Source organism: Streptococcus symci, from assembly GCF_006385165.1.
GTDB classification, from domain to species: Bacteria; Bacillota; Bacilli; order Lactobacillales; family Streptococcaceae; genus Streptococcus; species Streptococcus symci.
The window spans coordinates 213,887-237,733 of record NZ_VFJA01000001.1; the positions used below are offsets into that span (position 1 = coordinate 213,887).

Sequence of the window (23,847 nt, forward strand, 5' to 3'; positions counted from 1 at the left end):
TTACTCTTGACAAGTGAAAGAAACAAGTATATACTGTTTTTGCTGATTCTATAAAAGAGGAATTAGACTATACCAATTTTAAGGAGAAAGCACAGCTGGTCTGTGTCGTATATACTATGTGTGGAATTGTTGGTGTTGTTGGAAACACAAATGCAACTGATATTTTGATTCAAGGGCTTGAAAAGCTCGAATACCGTGGCTATGATTCTGCGGGGATTTTTGTCCTAGGTGGTGCTGAAAATCACCTAGTCAAGGCTGTCGGTCGTATTGCAGAATTGTCTGCTAAGACAGCTGGTGTTGAGGGAACAACTGGTATAGGACATACTCGTTGGGCAACTCATGGGAAACCAACGGAAGACAATGCTCACCCACATCGCTCTGAGACTGAACGTTTTGTTTTGGTGCACAATGGGGTGATTGAGAACTACCTTGAAATCAAGGAAGAATACCTTGCAGGACACCACTTTAAGGGGCAAACAGATACGGAAATCGCCGTTCACTTGATTGGAAAATTTGCGGAAGAAGACGGTTTGTCAGTTCTTGAAGCCTTCAAAAAAGCTCTTCATATCATCCGTGGTTCTTATGCCTTTGCCTTGATTGACTCACAAGATCCTGAAGTCATCTATGTGGCTAAGAATAAATCACCACTTTTGATTGGTCTTGGACAAGGCTATAACATGGTCTGCTCAGACGCTATGGCTATGATTCGTGAAACCAACCAATACATGGAAATTCATGACCAAGAGCTGGTAATCGTCAAGGCTGATAGTGTGGAAGTTCAAGACTATGATGGTAATAGTCGTGAGCGTGCTAGCTACACTGCTGAGCTTGATTTGTCAGATATCGGTAAGGGAACTTATCCTTACTACATGCTCAAGGAAATCGATGAGCAACCAACAGTGATGCGTAAGTTGATCCAAGCCTACACAGATGAGTTTGGTCAAGTTGTCGTAGACCCAGCTATCATCAAGGCTGTTCAAGACGCAGACCGTATCTACATCCTTGCAGCTGGAACATCTTACCATGCAGGATTTGCTTCTAAGAAGATGTTGGAAGAATTGACGGATACACCAGTTGAGCTTGGAATTTCATCTGAGTGGGGCTACGGTATGCCACTCCTCAGCAAGAAACCACTCTTCATCTTTATCAGCCAGTCTGGTGAAACAGCGGATAGCCGTCAGGTTTTGGTTAAGGCTAATAAAATGGGAATCCCAAGCTTGACAGTGACAAACGTTCCTGGTTCAACCCTTTCACGTGAAGCCAACCATACCATGCTCCTTCACGCAGGTCCTGAAATTGCCGTGGCATCAACTAAAGCCTATACAGCACAAATCGCAGCCCTTGCCTTCCTTGCAAAAGCAGTCGGAGAAGCAAATGGCAATGCCAAAGCGCAAGCCTTTGATTTGGTGCATGAGTTGTCAATTGTAGCTCAGTCTATCGAATCAACTCTTTCAGAGAAAGAAACCATCGAAGCCAAGGTTCGTGATCTTCTTGAAACAACTCGCAACGCCTTTTATATCGGACGTGGTCAAGATTACTATGTAGCCATGGAAGCAAGTCTCAAACTCAAAGAGATTTCTTACATCCAGTGTGAAGGCTTTGCGGCAGGAGAACTCAAGCACGGAACTATTGCCTTGATTGAAGAAGGAACGCCTGTTTTGGCCCTCTTGTCAGATCCAGTCCTTGCCAACCATACTCGTGGAAATATCCAAGAGGTCGCAGCCCGTGGTGCCAAAGTCCTCACTATCGCAGAAGAAAATGTTGCCAAAGATACAGACGACATCGTTCTTACGACCGTCCACCCTTACCTCTCACCAATTTCAATGGTCGTGCCAACGCAATTAGTCGCTTACTTTGCAACACTCCACCGTGGTCTTGATGTGGATAAACCACGTAACCTTGCTAAATCAGTAACGGTAGAATAAGCTAAAAAAGTCTAGTTATCTAGGCTTTTTCTTGTGAGCAAATCGGTTGCTTGTAGTCAAGTTTCGTGTTATACTCTTCGAAAATCAAATTCAAACCATGTCAGCTTCCATCTGCAACCTCAAAACATTGTTTTGAGCAGCCTGCGGCTAGCTTTCTAGTTTGCTCTTTGATTTTCATTGAGTGTTAGGTTAATTTTTCAAATTGAAGGACAGAGGTAGACAGGGAGAATCGCAATGGTAGAATTGGGAATTTCAACATTTGGGGAAACAACGGCGCTTGAAAGGACTGGGAAGGCTTACAGTCATGCTGAACGCATTCGCCAGTTGGTGGCAGAGATTGAGCTGGCTGACAAGGTTGGTTTGGATGTATATGGAATTGGTGAGCATCATCGAGCAGATTTTGCAGTATCAGCTCCAGAGATTGTACTAGCAGCTGGGGCAGTTAATACCAAGAAAATCCGTTTGACCAGTGCAGTCAGCATTCTCTCGAGCATGGATTCGATTCGCTTGTTCCAACAGTATGCCACTATCGATGCTTTGTCAAATGGACGTGCGGAGATTATTGCCGGAAGGGGTTCTTTCACGGAATCTTTTCCCTTGTTTGGCTATGACTTGAAAGACTACGAAGCCCTTTTTGATGAGAAATTAGATTTGCTCCAGTTAGTCAATGAGAAGACCAAGTTAGACTGGCAAGGGCGATTGACTCAAACAATCTCTGGCAAAGAAGTCTATCCTCGTCCAGTTCAGGACAAATTACCCTTGTGGATAGCGACAGGTGGTCATGTCGAATCAACAGTGAAGATTGCTCAGGCTGGTCTACCGATTGTCTATGCAATTATTGGTGGCAATCCGCGTTATTTTAAAAAGTTGATTCAGGCTTATCGTGAGATTGGGAGCGAAGCGGGCCATGCTAGTCATGAACTAAAGGTTGGGGCTCATTCTTGGGGTTGGATTGCTGAAGATGGCGAGCAGGCTGTAAAAGATTATTTCCATCCGACCAAGCAAGTGGTGGATGCTATTTCCAAAGACCGTCCGCACTGGCAGGAATTGCGTTATGAGCAATATTTGGAGCAAGTTGGACCAAATGGTGCCATGTTTGTGGGCAATCCAGATCAAGTGTCCGAAAAATTAATTCGCATGATTGAGGATTTAGGATTGGACCGCTTCATGCTCCATCTACCGCTTGGTTCTATGCCTCATGAACAAGTCCTGAGAGCTATTGAACTTTTCGGAACGCAAGTGGCTCCAAAAGTACGGGCTTATTTTGCCATGAAAGAGGCTTAATAAAAAATCCTAATCAAGTTTATTATGACGACAAATATTGTGCAAAAATCAATCCCCCGAGCGTTAAGGCTTGGGGGATAGTTCTATAGGAGGGCTAGTTTAGTTCTCTTTTTTGTTTTTTAGCAAGAACCCGAGACCTAGAAGAGCAAGGAGACTAATTCCTGCAAACAGGAGTTTGTGATCATTTTTGGTTCCTGTATTTGGTAGTTCAGCTTGTGAATCAGCTGTAGCTTGGTTAGGTTTATTTTCTGCATCAGCTACTTTTGTATCTGGTTTTGCAGAATCAGGTTTAGTTTGTGAAGCAGGAGTTTGCTGTTCCGGTTTGACTGCTCGGTTTGACATATTGTCTTGGCTGTTATTTTGCCCTTGTTCTTGTTTTAAGCTAGAAAGGTCAAATTCTGGTTTTTCTTCCACAGCTGGGGCAACGATGGCACCGCCTTGAGAGATTCTAAGAACAGTAGCTGTAAGGGCGTTTAATTTCAAGCCTTTTTCAGTCCATTCGAGTCCTTTCGGGTTGGCAATTCCGACTGGCCCTGCTTGGTTTTCATCTGCTAAAACTTCAGCATTTCTGAGGTGGGCAAAGGCAGTTCCCAAGTTAAATTCGCGAGCCTTTTCATCCGCATTAACAAATACTGCGTAGATATCACCGTTTGGAGCAGTAATTTGGTAGCCAATTACTACATCCTCTTTTTCTACACCATTTTGACCTGGGACAGTGATGAGTTGGACACGGTCTTTGATATCTTGGAGACTCTTAAGTCGGAAGGCATCTGTAGATTGACGTAGGGCGATCAGACCTTTCATATAGTCACGGCTCTTGACATTTTCAGGATATGCTTTTCCATCTGTAGCCTTGATCCAGTCAAACTTGTTAATAGCATCGCTAGAATCGTAAGAGTCATGGATGAAGTAAGGATAGTCAAATGGGTTGCCGTCCTTATCACGCAACAAGTGAGATTTGTTTGGAACCTTATCCTCTGCTACTGGAGTCTTGTAGGCTGGGTCACGGAATTGTTTAGTACGACCATATTCCTGACCAGAGTGGATAAATGGAGTTCCTTGAGCTGTCAAGACCATGAGGTTTCCAAGTCGCAAACGACGGTGGATTTCAGCATAGTTCTCAGCTTTGCTTGGATCTTTTTTGATAGATTGGGCGATGATGTCAAAGAGGGTCAAGTTATCATGGGCTGCGATGTATTGGATGACATCTCCAGGACTATCTGCTTCAAAGTTGGTTGGTTGAGCAATGAGATTTTTGAAGATAGTGTTGATATCACGCTTGCCGCCTGTGATAAAGGCAGGTTGACCTTCGTTTGGATAACCAGACTTGAGGTTGTTACGGATGTCGTCGGAAAAGACTGCGACAGTATCGGTATGTTTCATCCAATCTTGGTCAGCAGCTTTAGTAGGCATATTTTCATCACCAGCATAGGTTCTCCAACCTTCACCCAGCATGATTAGATTTGGATTGAGGGCGCGTGCAGCCTTGTATGCTTCTTCGATAGAAGCTGCATCATGGTCTCCCATCATATCGAAACGGAAGCCATCTACTTTGTAGGTATCAACTAGATATTTGATAGAGTCAACTAGGAGCCGTTTGGTCATATGGTGGGTTGTCCCCAAGCGTCCACCACCAAAGCTAGTGCGAGGTGTCCCATCAGCATCCATAAAGTGGTAGTAGTTTGGCTCTAAATCTTCAAAGATATCGACCTTGGCTGTATGGTTATACACTACATCCAGGATAGCTCCCATGCCACGTTTGTGGATCTCGTTGATGAGGTTTTTAAATTCTGCGATTCGTTTTTCTGGATTCTTAGGGTCGCTTGAGTACATACCAGTCAAGGAGAAGTAGTTTTGAGGGTCATATCCCCAGTTGTAGTTGCTGTTGCTTGAAGCATAGTCAGATAAGCGTTCGTGGTTCTTCAACTCATTGACAAAGTAGTAAGACAAGACTCGAAGGAGCTGGATGTGGGTTACACCCAAGTTTTTGAGGTAGTCTAGTTTTTCGATAAAGGCTTCAAAGGTACCAAATTGCTTAGTCAAATCTTTTGCGATGGCAGGATCTGAAGTGAAGTCACGCACATGAGCTTCATAGATGACAGCATCTTCGCGCGATTTGAAGTTGCGAATCTTACCATAAGTCAAGTCTTGAGGTCCTAGTTTAGCTGGATCTACAAAGGCAGCTTTAGCCACTTTATGGGCATCGTCAATCTTGGCATCGTCACTATTCCAAGCAGCGAGGGATTTAGCGTAAGGATCGAGTGCAAGAACAGTTTTACCTTGGCGCTCGATTTGGTAGTGGTAGTAGTAGCCAGTGTAATTGCTGATGCCGAGACCAGAGTTTTCATTCAGAGTTTGTTTCCAGGTTCCTTTTTCACCTTTTTCAAGAGCGACAGTTCCAACCACTTTTTCAGGGTTATTCTTGTCGTAGACAACAACAGAAACCTTATCAGCACTTGGTGACCATAGAGTTAAATCAACCTGTTTTCCTTCTTTTTTGAGGTCAGCTCCAAGTTTACCATCATAGCTGTAAGTCTCATCTTTAAGACGCCAGCTTGTTTTGGTAATGAATTTGTCAGAGTTGTAGCTAACGGTATAAGGATGTTTTGTGTCAGAGAAATCTCCGCTGTAGGTCACTTTCTTACCAGCCTCATCGATTGTAACATCAGTGATAGTTACTTTGTTTCCTAGATGATTAGTGATGCTGGAGTGTTTGAGGATATCTTCTTTTTTAGCACCGACAAGTGTTGAAAAACTACTTTCAATGCTAGAAGTTCCTACATGTTGAGCTCCTGTCATGCGGATATCGTGCACATAGTAGGGGTTGGTGTAGATGGTTTCGTCATCATCTTTTAGGAAAATTTGGCTATGATTTTTCAAATCTGTGAACTTATAATCTTCTTTACGGATTTTCACATCGTCTCCTTGTTTGTTTCTGTCTAATAATAAAAATCCAAGATCTTTAGCTGCATCTTTGAGTGGGATATCAATATAGCGACCATATTTGCCTGTAGCCGTAAAGTCTGTTCCGTTAGGCCATTCACCACTACTTGGATTTTTCACATCTCCCCAGTACCAGAGAGATTTCTTGTCATAGTTGCCATCTGTACGGTAGTAGTTGACACGAATAGTTCCTGCAGGTTGTGGCTCGTAAGAGAAAACCTTGTGATCTTGGTCCAACCAAGCCTCATTCATCTTTGGTGCCAGTTTTTCTACCGATTTATCGCCGGTCAGATTTTTCCCAGCTGTATTATTGATGAGGAAGCTAATTTTCTTGGCTTGTTCTCCCTTTAATTTGATATCTAGGTAGTAGCCATAGTCATCTTTTTTGGCATCCTTGAAGGGCAAGGCTCCGTTAGGCCAGTTTTCAGAAGGTTTTTCAACATCGTCCCAAGTCCATAGTCCTTGACTATCCTTGTTTTCTTCAGGGAGTTTTTTGACGTGTATACGGAAGTAGTTGTCTTCAATTGGCTCTTCTGCCTTAGTTTCAGTCGTTACTGGACTCGTAGAAGTAGTTGGTTCACTTGAACGATCTTGTCCGGTTTGTGGTGCTGAATCGGCTGGGGTTGCAGCAGGAGTGGGCACCTCTGTTGCAGCTTTTTCTTCTGTTTTTTCTAGGGAAGCGTTTGCATTTTTAGGCGAAGAAATATCACTTTCGTTCTTACCAGAGTTAACTGCTGTATCAGTAAGAGGTTGTGCAAGGGCAGTAGTAGCTTTATTATCAGTTCCCTTATTGCTTGTAGTATTTTCGTTGGCTGAGATAGTTGGTGTAGCCATTGCAAGCAGAACAAGGCTTGCTCCAATAAGGACAGAACCAGTTCCATTCTTGAGGGAACGGATGCTGTAAACCATTTTTTTCTCAGTGTGAGATAGTGTTTTTCTCATAATCATTCTCCTATAAATGAATTTCTTTATCAGTATAGCACTTAGTAAAACAATATGCAAGCGTTTTCCTAAAATTAAAATAAAAGAAAAAATCGCAACAAATTTTGTTACGATTCAGCCAATCTTTTTTATAGGAAAAGATTTTGTTAAAAAATCGTTAATCCCCTTGAAAAATCTAGCTAAATAGGGTATAATGTGAGTAATCATTTGTCGTAGGTTTTGTCTGAAATATTGTCCAGACAAGGCTCACAGCAGTTAAATCTTCTGAAAAAGTCAGATTTAGCTGCTCTTTTTGTGCTTTTTTTCAGGATTTTGAGTACTTGTAACAAAGACTTAAAGATTCTGAAAATTCATCAAAGGGACACGGTGATAGGGGTTTTTAAAACCATATGACGATTAGAAAAGCCTGATTGACAAGGCTTGGAACTTATTTACAAAGGAGAATCATCTTGGCAGGACATGACGTTCAATACGGGAAACATCGTACCCGTCGTAGTTTTTCAAGAATCAAAGAAGTTCTTGACTTACCAAATTTGATTGAAATTCAAACTGACTCATTCAAAGATTTTCTAGACCATGGTCTGAAGGAAGTGTTTGAAGATGTATTGCCAATTTCAAACTTCACAGACACAATGGAGTTGGAATTTGTTGGATATGAAATCAAGGAACCAAAATACACGCTAGAAGAGGCTCGTATCCACGATGCTAGCTACTCAGCACCAATTTTTGTAACCTTCCGCTTGATCAATAAAGAAACAGGCGAAATCAAAACTCAAGAAGTTTTCTTTGGTGATTTCCCAATCATGACAGAAATGGGTACTTTCATCATCAATGGTGGTGAACGTATCATCGTATCTCAGTTGGTCCGCTCACCAGGTGTTTACTTTAACGATAAAGTTGATAAAAACGGTAAAGTGGGCTACGGTTCAACTGTTATCCCTAACCGTGGAGCTTGGTTGGAACTTGAAAGCGACTCAAAAGACATCGCCTACACTCGTATCGACCGTACTCGTAAGATTCCATTTACAACCTTGGTTCGTGCGCTTGGTTTCTCAGGTGATGATGAAATCTTTGATATCTTTGGTGATAGCGAATTGGTTCGTAATACTGTTGAAAAAGATATCCACAAGAATCCAATGGACTCTCGTACAGACGAAGCTTTGAAAGAAATTTACGAACGTCTTCGTCCAGGTGAGCCTAAGACTGCTGAAAGCTCACGTAGCCTGCTTGTAGCTCGTTTCTTTGACCCACGTCGTTATGACTTGGCAGCTGTCGGTCGTTACAAAATCAATAAAAAACTCAATGTTAAAACACGCTTGCTTAACCAAACTATTGCTGAGCCATTGGTAGACCCTGAAACAGGCGAAATCTTGGTAGAAGCTGGAACAGTCATGACTCGTAGCGTGATTGAAAGCATTGAAAGCCATTTGGATGGTGATTTGAACAAGATTGTTTACATTCCAAATGATGCAGCCGTTGTGACTGAGCCAGTTGTTCTTCAAAAATTCAAGGTTGTTGCACCAACTGATCCAGACCGCGTCGTAACTATCATCGGTAATGCTAATCCAGATGACAAGGTTCGTATCGTCACTCCTGCAGATATCCTTGCTGAGATGAGTTACTTCCTCAACTTAGCTGAAGGAATTGGCCGTGTAGATGATATCGATCACCTTGGAAACCGTCGCATCCGTGCGGTTGGTGAATTGCTTGCCAACCAAGTACGTCTTGGACTTTCTCGTATGGAACGTAATGTCCGTGAACGTATGTCTGTTCAAGATAACGAAGTCTTGACACCACAACAAATTATCAATATTCGTCCTGTAACAGCTGCGGTTAAAGAATTCTTTGGTTCATCACAGTTGTCACAGTTCATGGACCAACACAACCCGCTTTCTGAGTTGTCTCACAAACGCCGTTTGTCAGCCTTAGGACCTGGTGGTTTGACACGTGACCGCGCTGGATATGAAGTACGTGACGTGCACTACACTCACTATGGCCGTATGTGTCCAATCGAGACGCCTGAAGGACCTAACATCGGTTTGATTAATAACTTGTCATCTTACGGACACTTGAACAAATATGGTTTTGTTCAAACACCATACCGTAAGGTTGACCGTGAAACAGGTGTTGTCACGAACGAAATCGTTTGGTTGACAGCCGATGAAGAAGATGAATTTACTGTAGCGCAGGCTAACTCTCGTCTGAATGAAGATGGAACATTTGCTGAGAAAGTTGTCATGGGACGTCACCAAGGGGTCAACCAAGAGTATCCAGCGAATGTTGTTGACTATATGGACGTATCACCAAAACAGGTAGTTGCCGTTGCGACAGCATGTATTCCTTTCTTGGAAAACGATGACTCCAACCGTGCCCTTATGGGAGCCAACATGCAACGTCAGGCTGTACCATTGATTAATCCTAAAGCACCTTACGTTGGTACTGGTATGGAATACCAAGCAGCCCACGATTCAGGAGCTGCTGTGATTGCTCAGTATGACGGTAAAGTTACCTATGCAGATGCTGACAAGGTAGAAGTTCGTCGTGAAGATGGTTCATTGGATGTTTACCACATCCAAAAATTCCGTCGTTCAAACTCAGGTACTGCTTACAACCAACGTACGCTTGTTAAAGTTGGCGATGTCGTTGAAAAAGGCGATTTCATTGCTGACGGACCTTCCATGGAAAATGGAGAAATGGCGCTTGGACAAAACCCAATCGTTGCCTACATGACTTGGGAAGGTTACAACTTCGAGGATGCCGTTATCATGAGCGAACGCTTGGTTAAAGACGATGTCTACACATCTGTCCACCTTGAAGAATACGAATCAGAAACACGCGATACAAAGCTTGGGCCTGAAGAAATCACTCGTGAAATTCCAAACGTTGGGGAAGATGCCCTTAAAGATCTTGACGAAATGGGTATTATCCGTATCGGTGCTGAGGTTAAAGAAGGTGATATCCTTGTAGGTAAAGTAACACCTAAGGGTGAGAAAGACCTTTCAGCTGAAGAACGTCTCTTGCACGCTATCTTCGGAGATAAATCTCGTGAAGTACGTGATACTTCTCTTCGTGTACCACACGGTGCCGATGGCGTCGTTCGTGATGTTAAGATCTTTACACGTGCAAATGGAGATGAGCTGCAATCAGGTGTTAACATGTTGGTTCGCGTCTACATCGCTCAAAAACGTAAGATTAAGGTCGGAGATAAGATGGCCGGACGTCACGGAAACAAAGGGGTTGTCTCTCGTATCGTTCCTGTAGAAGACATGCCTTACCTTCCAGACGGAACTCCAGTCGATATCATGTTGAACCCACTTGGGGTGCCATCACGTATGAATATCGGTCAGGTTATGGAGCTTCACCTTGGTATGGCGGCTCGTACTCTTGGTATTCACATCGCAACACCAGTCTTTGACGGAGCAAGTTCTGAAGACCTTTGGTCAACTGTTAAAGAAGCTGGTATGGATAGCGATGCCAAAACAATCCTTTACGATGGACGTACAGGGGAACCGTTTGATAACCGTGTTTCTGTCGGAGTCATGTACATGATCAAACTCCACCACATGGTTGACGATAAATTGCACGCGCGTTCAGTCGGACCATACTCAACCGTTACTCAACAACCACTCGGAGGTAAAGCTCAGTTTGGTGGACAACGTTTCGGTGAGATGGAGGTTTGGGCTCTTGAAGCCTATGGTGCGTCAAATGTCCTTCAAGAAATCTTGACTTACAAGTCTGACGATATTAACGGACGTTTGAAAGCCTATGAAGCTATTACAAAAGGAAAACCAATTCCAAAACCAGGTGTTCCAGAATCCTTCCGAGTTCTTGTCAAAGAATTGCAATCTCTTGGTCTTGACATGCGTGTCCTAGACGAAGATGACCAAGAAGTGGAACTTCGCGACTTGGATGAAGGAATGGACGAAGATGTCATCCACGTAGATGACCTTGAAAAAGCCCGCGAAAAAGCAGCACAAGAGGCTAAAGCAGCCTTTGAAGCTGAAGAAGCTGAGAAAGCAACAAAAGCGGAAGCAACAGAAGAAGCTGCTGAACAAGAATAAGCAGTTCACTTAGAATAGAAAGGGAAGAAATAGTGGTTGATGTAAATTGTTTTAAAAGTATGCAAATCACCCTAGCTTCTCCAAGCAAAGTCCGTTCATGGTCTTATGGAGAAGTCAAAAAACCTGAAACAATCAATTACCGTACCTTGAAACCAGAACGTGAAGGTCTCTTTGATGAAGTTATCTTTGGACCTACAAAAGACTGGGAATGTGCTTGTGGTAAGTACAAACGTATTCGTTACAGAGGAATTGTTTGTGACCGCTGTGGGGTTGAAGTAACGCGTACGAAAGTTCGTCGTGAGCGTATGGGGCACATTGAGTTGAAAGCTCCTGTATCTCACATCTGGTACTTCAAGGGGATTCCAAGCCGTATGGGCTTGACCCTTGATATGAGTCCTCGTGCCCTCGAGGAAGTTATCTACTTTGCGGCTTATGTGGTGATTGATCCTAAGGATACACCACTTGAGCACAAGTCTATCATGACAGAGCGCGAATACCGTGAGCGTTTGCGTGAGTATGGTTATGGATCGTTCGTTGCCAAGATGGGTGCCGAAGCTATCCAAGACCTCTTGAAACAAGTAGATCTTGAAAAAGAAATTGCTGAACTCAAAGAAGAGTTAAAAACAGCGACTGGACAAAAACGTGTCAAAGCCATCCGTCGTTTGGATGTTTTGGATGCCTTTTACAAGTCTGGAAACAAACCTGAATGGATGATTCTCAACATCCTTCCAGTTATTCCACCAGATCTTCGTCCAATGTTGCAGTTGGATGGTGGCCGTTTTGCCTCATCTGACTTGAACGACCTTTACCGCCGTGTTATCAACCGTAACAACCGTTTGGCTCGTTTGCTTGAGTTGAATGCACCAGGTATCATCGTTCAAAATGAGAAGCGTATGCTTCAAGAAGCGGTTGACGCTTTGATTGACAATGGTCGTCGTGGTCGTCCAATCACAGGACCAGGTAGCCGTCCTCTTAAATCATTGAGCCACATGCTTAAAGGTAAACAAGGACGCTTCCGTCAAAACTTGCTTGGTAAACGTGTTGACTTCTCAGGACGTTCCGTTATCGCCGTTGGTCCAACTCTTAAGATGTACCAATGTGGTGTGCCACGTGAAATGGCAATCGAGCTCTTTAAACCATTCGTGATGCGTGAAATTGTTGCCCGTGATATCGTGCAAAACGTCAAAGCAGCTAAACGCTTGGTGGAACGCGGAGATGAGCGTATCTGGGATATCCTTGAAGAAGTGATCAAAGAACACCCAGTGCTTTTGAACCGCGCACCGACCCTTCACCGTTTGGGTATCCAAGCCTTCGAGCCAGTCTTGATTGATGGTAAGGCCCTTCGCTTGCACCCACTTGTCTGTGAAGCCTACAATGCCGACTTTGACGGGGACCAAATGGCCATCCACGTACCGCTTTCAGAAGAAGCCCAAGCAGAAGCTCGTATCTTGATGCTCGCTGCTGAGCACATCTTGAACCCGAAAGATGGTAAACCAGTTGTTACTCCATCTCAGGACATGGTTTTGGGTAACTACTACTTGACAATGGAAGAAGCTGGTCGTGAAGGTGAAGGAATGATCTTCAAAGACCGTGACGAAGCGGTTATGGCTTACCGTAATGGTTATGTTCACCTCCACTCACGTGTTGGTATCGCAACAGACAGCCTCAACAAGCCTTGGACAGAAGAGCAAAAACACAAGGTCTTGCTTACAACAGTTGGTAAAATCCTCTTCAACGACATTATGCCAGAGGGTCTACCATACTTGCAAGAACCAAACAATGCCAACTTGACAGAAGGCGTTCCAGCTAAATACTTCTTGCCACTTGGTGGAGATATCAAGGAAGCAATCAGCAATCTTGAACTTAACCCTCCATTCAAGAAGAAAAACCTTGGAAATATCATCGCTGAAATCTTCAAACGTTTCCGTACGACAGAAACTTCTGCCCTACTTGACCGTATGAAGAACCTCGGTTACCACCACTCAACTCTTGCAGGATTGACAGTGGGTATTGCTGATATCCCAGTCGTTGATGACAAGGCTGAAATCATTGAAGAATCACACAAACGTGTAGAACAAATCACAAAACAATTCCGTCGTGGTATGATCACAGACGACGAGCGTTACAATGCTGTTACAGCTGAATGGCGTGCTGCCCGTGAAAAACTTGAGAAACGTTTGATTGCCAACCAAGATCCTAAGAACCCAATCGTTATGATGATGGACTCTGGAGCCCGTAGTAACATCTCAAACTTCTCACAGCTTGCCGGTATGCGTGGTCTGATGGCGGCTCCGAACGGACGTATCATGGAATTGCCAATCCTTTCAAACTTCCGCGAAGGTTTGTCAGTACTCGAAATGTTCTTCTCAACTCACGGTGCGCGTAAAGGTATGACCGATACGGCCCTTAAGACAGCCGACTCAGGTTACTTGACTCGTCGTTTGGTTGACGTTGCCCAAGATGTTATCATCCGTGAGGACGACTGTGGAACTGACCGTGGTCTCTTGATCCGTTCTATCGCAGAAGGAAAAGAGATGATCGAGTCTCTAGAAGAACGTCTCAACGGTCGTTACACTAAGAAAACTGTTAAACATCCAGAAACTGGTGCAGTGATTATCGGTCCAAATGAGTTGATTACAGAAGACAAGGCGCGTGAAATTGTCAATGCTGGTGTGGAAGAAGTCACTATCCGCTCCGTATTTACATGTAATACTCGTCACGGTGTCTGCCGTCACTGTTATGGTATCAACTTGGCGACTGGTGATGCGGTTGAAGTTGGTGAAGCAGTTGGTACAATCGCTGCCCAATCTATCGGGGAACCTGGTACACAGCTTACAATGCGTACCTTCCACACGGGTGGGGTTGCCTCAAATACCGATATCACTCAAGGTCTTCCTCGTGTCCAAGAAATCTTTGAAGCCCGCAATCCTAAAGGGGAAGCGGTTATCACAGAGGTTAAAGGACAAGTTACCGCTATCGAAGAAGATGCATCAACTCGTACTAAGAAAGTCTTTGTTAAGGGTGAAACTGGCGAAGGGGAGTATGTCGTTCCATTTACAGCTCGTATGCGTGTTGAAGTTGGAGACCAAGTAGCGCGTGGTGCTGCTCTGACAGAAGGTTCTATCCAACCAAAACGTCTCCTTGCAGTTCGGGATGTCTTGTCAGTTGAAACTTACCTTCTCGGTGAAGTACAAAAAGTTTACCGTAGCCAAGGGGTAGAAATCGGTGACAAACACATCGAGGTAATGGTTCGTCAAATGATCCGTAAAGTTCGTGTCATGGATCCAGGTGACACAGATCTTCTCATGGGTACCCTCATGGATATCAATGACTTTACAGATGCCAACAAAGATGTCCTTATTGCAGGTGGAGTTCCAGCGACAGGTCGCCCAGTTCTTATGGGAATTACCAAAGCCTCACTTGAAACCAACAGTTTCTTGTCAGCGGCTTCCTTCCAGGAAACAACTCGTGTCCTTACTGACGCGGCTATCCGTGGTAAGAAAGACCATCTCCTTGGACTTAAAGAAAATGTTATCATCGGTAAGATCATCCCAGCAGGTACTGGTATGGCCCGTTACCGTAACCTTGAACCACAAGCTATCAACGAAGAAGAATACCTTAATCCTCCAGTAGAGGAAGAAGGAAATGAAGAGACAACAGAAGTAGTTGTGGACACTGCCGTTGAAACTGTGGAAGAAACAGTAGAATAAGAGAGAATGAGAGAGCCTTCGGGTTCTCTTTCTCTTTTCTGAAAACTTTCTCCATTTTTCCATGAAATGTGGTAAAATAAAAGAAAGAAGCTGACAAAGGAGACGGGTATGGAACAAACATTCTTTATCATTAAACCAGATGGTGTAAAAAGAGGATTAGTAGGTGAAGTGTTGAAACGCATCGAACAACGTGGATTTACAATTGAAAAATTGGAGTTGCGTTCACAGGTTTCAGAAGAGTTGATTGATCAGCACTATCAGGACTTGGTTGGTCAAAGTTTTTACCCACCGATTCGTGAATTTATGACTTCAGGCCCAGTTCTTGTAGGTATCATTTCTGGTCCCAAAGTAATTGAAACTTGGCGGACCATGATGGGTGCTACTCGTCCAGAAGAAGCTTTACCAGGAACTATTCGAGGTGATTTTGCAAAAGCTGCTGGAGAAAACCAAGCTATTCAAAATGTTGTGCATGGTTCAGATTCAGAAGAGTCAGCTAAGCGAGAAATTACTCTTTGGTTTGACGGAAAGTAGTAAAAGTTTGATGTAAGGGTTACTTGCATCAAACTTTTTTGCATTTTAGAGTAGAAAACTGACAGTTGAGAAATATTCTAGCAATGGGGAGGATTTCTAGCCTATAATAAGAGCAAGTAAGGGAGGAAGAATGATGGAAAAAATGAAAAAGCAAATTCGTATTTTGTTATTGCTGACAGTTTTTGGTATTAGTAGCTGTTCTTGTTTAAGTTTATCGACTTGGGCCTTGATGTTAAATCAAAACTGCTTCTATTATTTAGTAGGTATGTTGCTCCTTGCCAGTATTGGGGCAGGGATAAACTACTATAGAGGGCAGGGAAATCAATCTTATTCAGTTTTTAAGGAAGATAAGCAACAATTCTTGTATAGTCTCTTGCTATTAGTAAATATTTTGGGTTTAGCTTTAATTGTCATAGAGCATATCCTTGCAGGAAATACATCCGTAGAAGGGGGTGTGGAAGCCTTTCTACCGAGTTTCTTTTTCTTATTTGGTATTGATTTGTTAGTTTTTCTGCCGATTCAGAAGTATGTAAATGGATTGAAAAAGATTTTTGGAAAGAAGGAAATGTGTTTTATTAGTGGATTAGCTATTCTAATCTTTCTCAGAAATCCTTGGATGCTATTATCCATGACCTTTTATATTGCCTTGGGAATGCTATTTCTAGAACTGTTGGTGCCAAAAGTCATTCGTTGGGAAGTTTCGTTTTACAGTCATTTGATGAGAGATATCTTGTTAGTTGTCTTTTTACTGTTCCTATTTTAAGATCATAACAAGGACTGGCTCAAGTTTTTAATTCATAATATGGAATTCAGAGATAATACCTAGACAAAGAACAAGTTTTTGGTATAATAGAAACATGTACACTAAAAACGAAGAAGAGTTACAGTCCTTAGGGGAACGTTTGGGCTATTTATTAGAAAAGAATGATGTCTTAATTCTAACTGGAGAACTTGGAGCAGGTAAAACGACCTTTACAAAAGGTCTTGCTAAAGGATTACAGATTACTCAGATGATTAAGAGTCCAACCTACACTATCGTAAGAGAGTATGAAGGTCGTCTTCCTCTTTATCATTTAGATGTTTACCGCATTGAGGGAGATGCTGATTCTATTGATTTAGATGAGTTTCTCTTTGGTGGCGGGGTGACTGTCATCGAGTGGGGACATCTTTTAGGTGATGCCTTACCAGATACTTATTTAGAATTGGAAATTCTAAAAGAAGAAGACGGTCGCAGGCTGAATTTCCAAGCAAAGGGTTTACGTGCAGAAAAACTCTTAGAAGAGCTTCAACATGGAGTATGAGTTGCTCATTAGGGAAGCAGAAGTTGAAGATGCGGCTGAGTTAGTATCATTTTTAAATAGTGTCAGTGTAGAAACAGATTTTACCAGTCTGGACAGGGATGGCATTTTGATGACAGATACTGAGATGGAGTTGTTTTTGGATAAACAGGCTCATTCAGAAAATCAAATCACTTTACTAGCCTTGCTGAATGATGAAATTGCTGGTATTGTAAATATTACAGCTGACCAGCGCAAGAGAGTTCGGCATATTGGAGATCTCTTCATTGTGATTGGTAAGAAGTATTGGAATAATGGACTGGGGAGTTTGTTACTTGAAGAAGTTGTAGAATGGGCGCAGGCTAGTGGCATTCTTCGTAGACTTCAACTCACTGTTCAAACTCGTAATCAGGCTGCAGTTCATTTATATCAAAAGAATGGTTTTGTCATTGAAGGTAGACAAGATCGCGGTGCGTACATAGAAGAAGGGAAATTTATAGATGTTTACCTGATGGGTAGACTGATAGATTGATAGTAATATGGTAAAAAAAATTATTGGAATGGTGCTAGCTTTTCTAGCTGTGACAGTTTTGGGTGTCGGTGTTTTTGCTTATACCATTTATCAGCAAGGCACACAAACCTTATCAAAGACCTATAAAAAAATAGGGGAAGAAACCAATGTTATTGAGGCGACTGAACCCTTAACGATCCTTTTAATGGGGGTTGATACTGGAAACGTAGAACGAACTGACCCTTGGGAGGGAAATAGTGATTCCATGATTCTCTTAACGGTTAATCCGCATACGAAAAAAACAACGATGTTGAGTTTGGAACGTGATATCTTGACTAAAATTCAGCATAAAGATGGTAGTGTTGAGGAAGCTAAACTAAATGCCGCCTACGCTGGTGGTGGTGCGGAATTGGCAATCTCAACTATCCAGAAAATGATGAATATTCATATCGATCGTTACGTTATGGTGAATATGCAGGGGCTGCAACAATTGGTTGATGCAGTTGGCGGGGTGACTGTAAATAATACACTCGGTTTTCCAATTTCGATTACTGACCAGGAAGAATTTAATAAAATTTCCATTGGTGTTGGACAGCAAACTCTAAATGGTGAAGAAGCGCTTGTTTATTCTCGCATGCGCTACCAAGATCCAGAAGGGGACTACGGACGTCAGAAGCGTCAGCGTGAAGTCATTCAAAAGGTTGTTGAAAAAGTTCTTAGCTTGAATAGTGTTAGTCACTATCAGTCTATCTTAAAAGCCCTAAGTACCAATATGCAGACCAACATTGATTTATCAGCGAAAAGTATTCCACAATTACTTGGTTATCAAGATTCCTTCAAGAATATTGAAACACATCAATTGCGAGGAGAAGATGCTGAACTGCAGGGCATTTCTTACCAGATTGTTACAACTGAGCATATGTTAGAAATGCAAAATCTCTTACGTCGTTCACTAGGTAAAGAGGAAGTAACTGAAGTAGAAACCAATGCTGTGTTATACGAAGCAATTCTTGGAAGAACTGCTACACCAACGAATGCTTCAAGTGTAGAAATAGAACAAAATTAATAATGAAATCGTGGGAAATTTCCTGCGATTTTTTCAAAAAAATACGAATAGATAGGTAGGAGGAAACATGAAAGCAGAAATCATTGCTGTTGGAACAGAGATTTTGACAGGACAGATTGTTAATACCAATGCCCAGTTTTTGTCGGAAAAACTAGCAGAGATTGGGGTAGATGTATATTTTCAGACGGCTGTAGGAGACAATGAAGTTCGTCTCTTATCCCTGCTTGAGATTGCCAGTCAACGTAGTAGTCTGGTGATTTTAACAGGTGGTTTGGGGCCGACTGAGGATGATTTGACCAAACAAACCCTAGCTAAATTTTTAGGGAAAGAATTAGTCTTTGATTCTCAGGCTCAGGAGAAGTTAGATGTCTTTTTTGCCCAGCGACCAGACTATGCCCGAACACCGAATAACGAAAGACAAGCTCAACTTGTAGAAGGAGCGACTCCACTGCCCAACGAAACAGGACTGGCTGTGGGAGGCATTTTGGAAGTCGATGGAGTTACCTATGTCGTCCTTCCCGGTCCACCAAGTGAATTAAACCCCATGGTTTTAAACCAACTTCTACCTAAGTTGATGACAGGGAGCAAGCTATATTCCCGAGTTCTTCGTTTCTTTGGGATTGGCGAAAGTCAGCTGGTTACGATTTTGGCTGATTTAATTGATAATCAGACCGATCCTACCTTGGCACCTTATGCCAAGACAGGAGAAGTCACTCTGCGTCTGTCAACAAAAGCTAGCAGCCAAGAAGAGGCGAATCAAACGCTGGATATCTTGGAAAATCAAATCTTGGACCACCAGACTTTCGAAGGAATTTCTTTACGAGATCTTTGTTATGGTTATGGGGAAGAAACTAGTTTAGCTAGTATTGTGGTAGAAGAACTGAAAAAGCAAGGGAAAACCATCACGGCTGCAGAGAGTTTGACGGCAGGTCTTTTCCAAGCTACTGTAGCTGATTTTTCAGGAGCTTCAAGTATATTTAAGGGTGGTTTCGTGACCTATAGCTTGGAGGAAAAATCAAAGATGTTGGATATTCCTGTCAAGGATTTGGAAGAGCACGGTGTGGTGTCTGAATTTACAGCTCAGAAGATGGCTGAGCAGGCGCGAAGCAAGACCCAGTCAGATTTTGGCCTTAGTTTGACTGGAGTGGCAGGACCAGATAGCCTAGAAGGGCACCCAGCTGGGACAGTCTTCATAGGCTTGGCTCAAGAGCATGGAACTGAAGTCATCAAGGTTAATATTGGAGGCAGAAGTCGAGCAGATGTACGGCACATTGCGGTTATGCATGCCTTTAACCTAGTTCGCAAGGCTTTATTAAGTGACTAACTTTTGATATAATAGTAGATAGGTCTGAGGACCATTAGAATGTAGGAGAATAGAATGGCGAAAAAACCAAAAAAATTAGATGAAATTTCAAAAAAATTCGGGGCAGAACGTGAAAAAGCCTTGAATGATGCTCTTAAATTGATTGAGAAAGACTTTGGTAAGGGTTCAATCATGCGTTTGGGTGAACGTGCCGAGCAAAAGGTGCAAGTGATGAGCTCAGGTTCTTTGGCTCTTGACATTGCCCTTGGTTCAGGTGGTTATCCTAAGGGACGTATCATTGAAATCTACGGACCAGAGTCATCTGGTAAGACGACGGTTGCTCTTCATGCAGTTGCACAAGCGCAAAAAGAAGGTGGTATTGCAGCCTTTATCGATGCGGAACATGCCCTCGATCCAGCTTATGCTGCGGCCCTTGGTGTTAACATTGACGAATTGCTCTTATCACAACCAGACTCAGGAGAGCAAGGTCTTGAGATTGCAGGAAAATTGATTGACTCAGGTGCAGTTGACCTTGTCGTGGTCGACTCAGTTGCTGCCCTTGTACCTCGTGCGGAAATTGATGGAGATATCGGTGATAGTCACGTTGGTTTGCAGGCTCGTATGATGAGTCAAGCTATGCGTAAACTAGGAGCTTCTATCAATAAGACTAAGACCATTGCTATCTTTATCAACCAATTGCGTGAAAAAGTTGGGGTGATGTTTGGAAATCCTGAAACGACTCCTGGTGGACGTGCTCTGAAATTCTACGCATCAGTCCGTTTGGATGTTCGTGGAAGTACACAAATCAAGGGAACTGGTGACCAAAAAGACACCAACGTCGGTAAAGAAACTAAGATCAAGGTCGTGAAAAACAAGGTGGCTCCTCCATTTAAGGAAGCCTTCGTTGAAATCATGTACGGAGAAGGGATTTCTAAGACTGGTGAGCTTTTGAAGATCGCAAGCGATTTGGATATCATCAAAAAAGCAGGAGCTTGGTATTCTTACAAGGATGAGAAAATCGGGCAAGGTTCTGAAAATGCTAAGAAATACTTAGCAGATAATCCAGAAGTCTTTGATGAGATTGATCATCAAGTCCGTGTTCAATTCGGCTTGATTGATGGAGAAGAAGTTGCTGAAAGCAAAAAAGATGAAGCAGTTCAAGCAGATTCTGTAAATGAAGAAGTAACTCTTGACCTAGGCGACGAACTTGAAATCGAAATTGAAGAATAAGCTGTCAAAGTAGTGGAGAAATCCACTGCTTTTTCGATTCTTTGTTCAAGATTTCAGATTGCATATAGTTTGCTGTTTCTTGTCGCTCCTCTAGAAAGCTGATATAATAGCCTTATGAATAAAAAACGAACAGTGGACCTGATTCATGGACCTATTCTTCCCTCGCTCTTAAGCTTCGCCTTCCCAATCTTGCTATCAAATATTTTTCAACAGCTCTATAATACTGCTGATGTCTTGATTGTTGGGCGTTTTCTTGGTCAAGAATCCTTGGCTGCAGTAGGAGCGACGACAGCGATTTTTGACCTGATTGTAGGTTTTACTCTTGGTGTTGGCAATGGCATGGGGATTGTCATTGCCCGCTATTATGGAGCTCGAAATTTTACTAAAATCAAGGAGGCAGTAGCAGCCACCTGGATTTTAGGTGCACTTTTGAGTATTGTAGTTATGTTGCTGGGCTTTCTTGGCTTGTATCCTCTCTTGCAATACTTAGATACTCCCGCAGAAATCCTTCCTCAATCTTATCAATATATATCTATGATTGTAACCTGTGTCGGTGTTAGCTTCGCTTATAATCTCTTTGCAGGTTTGTTGCGGTCTATTGGAGACAGTCTAGCCGCCCTTGGATTTTTGATTTTTTCTGCCTTGGTCAATGTGGTTTTGGATTTGTATTTCATTACGCAATTGCATCTTGGAGTTCAATCCGCGGGACTTGCTACCATCATTTCGCAGGGCTTATCAGCGGTTCTTTGCTTTTACTATATCCGCAAGAGCGTTCCAGAACTGCTCCCGCAACTCAAGCATTTTAAATGGGATAAGGCCTTGTACGCGGATCTCTTGGAGCAAGGTTTAGCTATGGGCTTGATGAGTTCAATTGTGTCCATCGGCAGTGTGATTTTACAGTCTTCTGTTAATACCTTTGGTGCAGTGATTATTAGTGCCCAGACGGCGGCTCGACGCATTATGGCCTTCGCCCTTCTTCCTATGACCGCTATTTCCGCTTCGATGACGACCTTTGCTTCTCAGAATTTAGGTGCTAAGCGCCCAGACCGCATTGTTCAAGGTCTTCGAATCGGCAGTCGTTTAAGTATATCCTGGGCAGTTTTTGTTTGTATCTTCCTCTTTTTTGCCAGTCCAGCATTGGTTTCCTTCTTGGCTAGTTCGACAGATGATTACTTGATAGAAAATGGAAGTCTCTATCTGCAAATCAGTTCAGCCTTTTATCCTATTTTGAGTCTCTTATTGATTTATCGCAATTGTTTGCAGGGTTTGGGGCAAAAGATCCTTCCTCTAGTTTCTAGCTTTATAGAACTAATCGGGAAAATCGCTTTTGTGGTTTTGATTATTCCTTGGGCAGGCTATAAGGGAGTTATCCTTTGCGAACCCTTTATCTGGGTTGCCATGACCATTCAGCTGTACTTCTCACTGTTCCGTCACCCCTTGATAAAAGAAGGCAAGGCAATATTGGTAACCAAAGTGCAATCCTAGTTGGATTTACTGAATAAAATCCATTTCCTCTAGTGAAAATCGAAAAAACTTGTGTTATAATAAGAAAGATTAAAATGTGAAAAAAGGAGATTCCTAATGGGACGTAAATGGGCCAATATCGTAGCCAAGAAAACGGCTAAAGATGGAGCTAACTCTAAAGTATATGCAAAATTTGGTGTAGAAATCTATGTAGCAGCTAAAAAAGGTGATCCAGATCCAGAATCAAACTCAGCCTTGAAATTCGTTATCGACCGTGCTAAACAAGCGCAAGTGCCAAAACACGTTATTGATAAAGCGATTGATAAAGCAAAAGGGAACACAGACGAAACCTTTACAGAAGGACGTTACGAAGGTTTTGGACCAAATGGTTCTATGCTGATTGTTGATACTTTGCCTTCAAATGTCAACCGTACAGCGGCTAATGTCCGTGCAGCCTTTGGTAAAAACGGCGGAAACATGGGTGCTTCAGGTTCGGTTTCATACCTCTTCGATAACAAGGGTGTTATTGTATTTGCAGGTGAAGATGCGGATGCAGTCTTTGAGCAATTGCTAGAAGCAGATGTGGATGTGGATGATGTAGAAGCAGAAGAAGGTACAATCACAGTTTACACAGCTCCAACTGACCTTCACAAGGCTATCGTTGCCCTTCGTGAGTCAGGTGTCGAAGAATTCCAAGTTACTGAATTGGAAATGATTCCTCAGTCAGAAGTGGAATTGTCAGGGGATGACCTTGAAACTTTTGAAAAACTTTACAGCGTTCTTGAAGACGACGAAGACGTACAAAAGATCTACACAAACGTAGATGGATTCTAATAGAAAAACGAACAGTTTTAATAGCTGTTCGTTTTTTTGATATTTGAACTTAGACTCAGGTTTCAGAATCGTTTTGTTGCTTGCTTTTTTCTAGACCTAGACCGACTGCATGTTTTTGGACGAGCAAGAGCTGTCCATTGTCATCTTTTGCAAAAGTTAAGGTAACAGTTTTAGTCTTGTCTCCAATAGAGATATAGGTGATTTTTTTCGTATTGTAATCCCCAAGAGTGAAGTCAAAATCGGAATCTGGCTTTCCGTGTTTGTTGATAATATCCTCGTAGGTGGTACCACCTTTTCCTTTGTTGTCAGGGTCACCTTCGATTAAGGCGTCGAACTGTTCTTGGGTCCATGCGAAGGTATCGTCTGTCAAGCCGCTTTTTTCTTCGCGTTCCATTGAGGCACTCGTATCCATGTAGGAACGGTTAAACTCCTTGGCATACTCTTTGTAGACATCAGCGTATAGTGCCTGAGTCGTAAAGAAAAGTACAACAGAGGTAACTGCCAGGGATGTTCCGATAATAGCCATTGTTTTCCGTTTTTTGAGGTTGACGATAAGGCCAATAATCCCCAAGATAAATGCGACGATGGCGATGAACAACGATAGATAGTTAATAAACGGGATCCAGGATCCTAAAAGTGCGATGGCTCCAAAAATGGTTGCTAAGATTCCTAAAACTCTTTCTTCTTCTGGTTTCATTTGAAAGTTTTCTCCCTTCATTGAGTGAATGGATTTCTATCCACAGTAGTTAGCGCTTATTATATAAAA

Annotated in this window: 15 protein-coding genes; 13 read left to right on the forward strand and 2 right to left on the reverse strand. The window is 42.7% G+C overall.

Going from position 1 to position 23,847, the window contains the following annotated elements:
* The first annotated feature begins 116 nt into the window (after nt 1–116).
* Complete coding sequence (gene glmS / locus FJN11_RS01110; protein ID WP_140223853.1) at nt 117–1,925, forward strand: glutamine--fructose-6-phosphate transaminase (isomerizing); 1,809 nt, start codon at nt 117–119, stop codon at nt 1,923–1,925.
* 234 nt (nt 1,926–2,159) lie between these two features.
* On the forward strand, nt 2,160–3,209 hold the full coding sequence (locus FJN11_RS01115) for an LLM class flavin-dependent oxidoreductase (RefSeq protein WP_049552316.1): 1,050 nt from the start codon (nt 2,160–2,162) through the stop codon (nt 3,207–3,209).
* A gap of 99 nt (nt 3,210–3,308) precedes the next feature.
* Here FJN11_RS01115 and FJN11_RS01120 read toward each other — a convergent pair whose 3' ends face one another.
* On the reverse strand, nt 3,309–7,094 hold the full coding sequence (locus tag FJN11_RS01120) for a pullulanase (protein WP_140223854.1): 3,786 nt from the start codon (nt 7,092–7,094) through the stop codon (nt 3,309–3,311).
* Nucleotides 7,095–7,543: 449 nt separating this feature from the next.
* Here FJN11_RS01120 and rpoB point away from each other — a divergent pair, with 449 nt between their 5' ends.
* From rpoB to FJN11_RS01175, 11 genes are all read left to right on the forward strand, one after another.
* On the forward strand, nt 7,544–11,155 hold the full coding sequence (gene rpoB / locus FJN11_RS01125; protein WP_140223855.1) for a DNA-directed RNA polymerase subunit beta: 3,612 nt from the start codon (nt 7,544–7,546) through the stop codon (nt 11,153–11,155).
* A 32-nt stretch (nt 11,156–11,187) separates the two neighbouring features.
* A complete protein-coding gene (rpoC, locus tag FJN11_RS01130; protein WP_181146371.1) occupies nt 11,188–14,865 on the forward strand; it encodes a DNA-directed RNA polymerase subunit beta' in 3,678 nt (1,225 codons plus the stop codon).
* A 108-nt stretch (nt 14,866–14,973) separates the two neighbouring features.
* A complete protein-coding gene (gene ndk / locus FJN11_RS01135; RefSeq protein ID WP_049552313.1) occupies nt 14,974–15,396 on the forward strand; it encodes a nucleoside-diphosphate kinase in 423 nt (140 codons plus the stop codon).
* Nucleotides 15,397–15,526: 130 nt separating this feature from the next.
* Nucleotides 15,527–16,159, forward strand: coding sequence for a competence protein (locus tag FJN11_RS01140; protein ID WP_225902294.1), 633 nt, complete (start codon nt 15,527–15,529; stop codon nt 16,157–16,159).
* A 94-nt stretch (nt 16,160–16,253) separates the two neighbouring features.
* On the forward strand, nt 16,254–16,697 hold the full coding sequence (tsaE, locus tag FJN11_RS01145) for a tRNA (adenosine(37)-N6)-threonylcarbamoyltransferase complex ATPase subunit type 1 TsaE (RefSeq protein WP_049487427.1): 444 nt from the start codon (nt 16,254–16,256) through the stop codon (nt 16,695–16,697).
* Complete coding sequence (locus tag FJN11_RS01150) at nt 16,687–17,205, forward strand: GNAT family N-acetyltransferase (RefSeq protein ID WP_140223856.1); 519 nt, start codon at nt 16,687–16,689, stop codon at nt 17,203–17,205. Before tsaE ends, FJN11_RS01150 begins: the two co-directional genes overlap by 11 nt.
* Before the next feature lie 7 nt (nt 17,206–17,212).
* Complete coding sequence (lytR, locus tag FJN11_RS01155; protein WP_049487428.1) at nt 17,213–18,250, forward strand: glycopolymer--peptidoglycan transferase LytR; 1,038 nt, start codon at nt 17,213–17,215, stop codon at nt 18,248–18,250.
* A gap of 67 nt (nt 18,251–18,317) precedes the next feature.
* Nucleotides 18,318–19,574 carry a competence/damage-inducible protein A gene (locus FJN11_RS01160; protein ID WP_049552311.1) on the forward strand — a complete coding sequence of 419 codons (1,257 nt, stop codon included), beginning with the start codon at nt 18,318–18,320 and terminating at the stop codon, nt 19,572–19,574.
* 54 nt (nt 19,575–19,628) lie between these two features.
* Nucleotides 19,629–20,783 carry a recombinase RecA gene (gene recA, locus FJN11_RS01165; protein ID WP_049552310.1) on the forward strand — a complete coding sequence of 385 codons (1,155 nt, stop codon included), beginning with the start codon at nt 19,629–19,631 and terminating at the stop codon, nt 20,781–20,783.
* A 114-nt stretch (nt 20,784–20,897) separates the two neighbouring features.
* A complete protein-coding gene (locus FJN11_RS01170; RefSeq protein ID WP_125430578.1) occupies nt 20,898–22,268 on the forward strand; it encodes an MATE family efflux transporter in 1,371 nt (456 codons plus the stop codon).
* Nucleotides 22,269–22,364: 96 nt separating this feature from the next.
* On the forward strand, nt 22,365–23,081 hold the full coding sequence (locus FJN11_RS01175; protein WP_140223857.1) for a YebC/PmpR family DNA-binding transcriptional regulator: 717 nt from the start codon (nt 22,365–22,367) through the stop codon (nt 23,079–23,081).
* A gap of 55 nt (nt 23,082–23,136) precedes the next feature.
* On the opposite strand, the gene FJN11_RS01180 is transcribed toward FJN11_RS01175, so the two are convergent.
* Nucleotides 23,137–23,778, reverse strand: a complete 642-nt coding sequence (locus FJN11_RS01180; RefSeq protein WP_140223858.1) for a DUF308 domain-containing protein — start codon at nt 23,776–23,778, stop codon at nt 23,137–23,139.
* Nucleotides 23,779–23,847 lie beyond the last annotated feature (69 nt).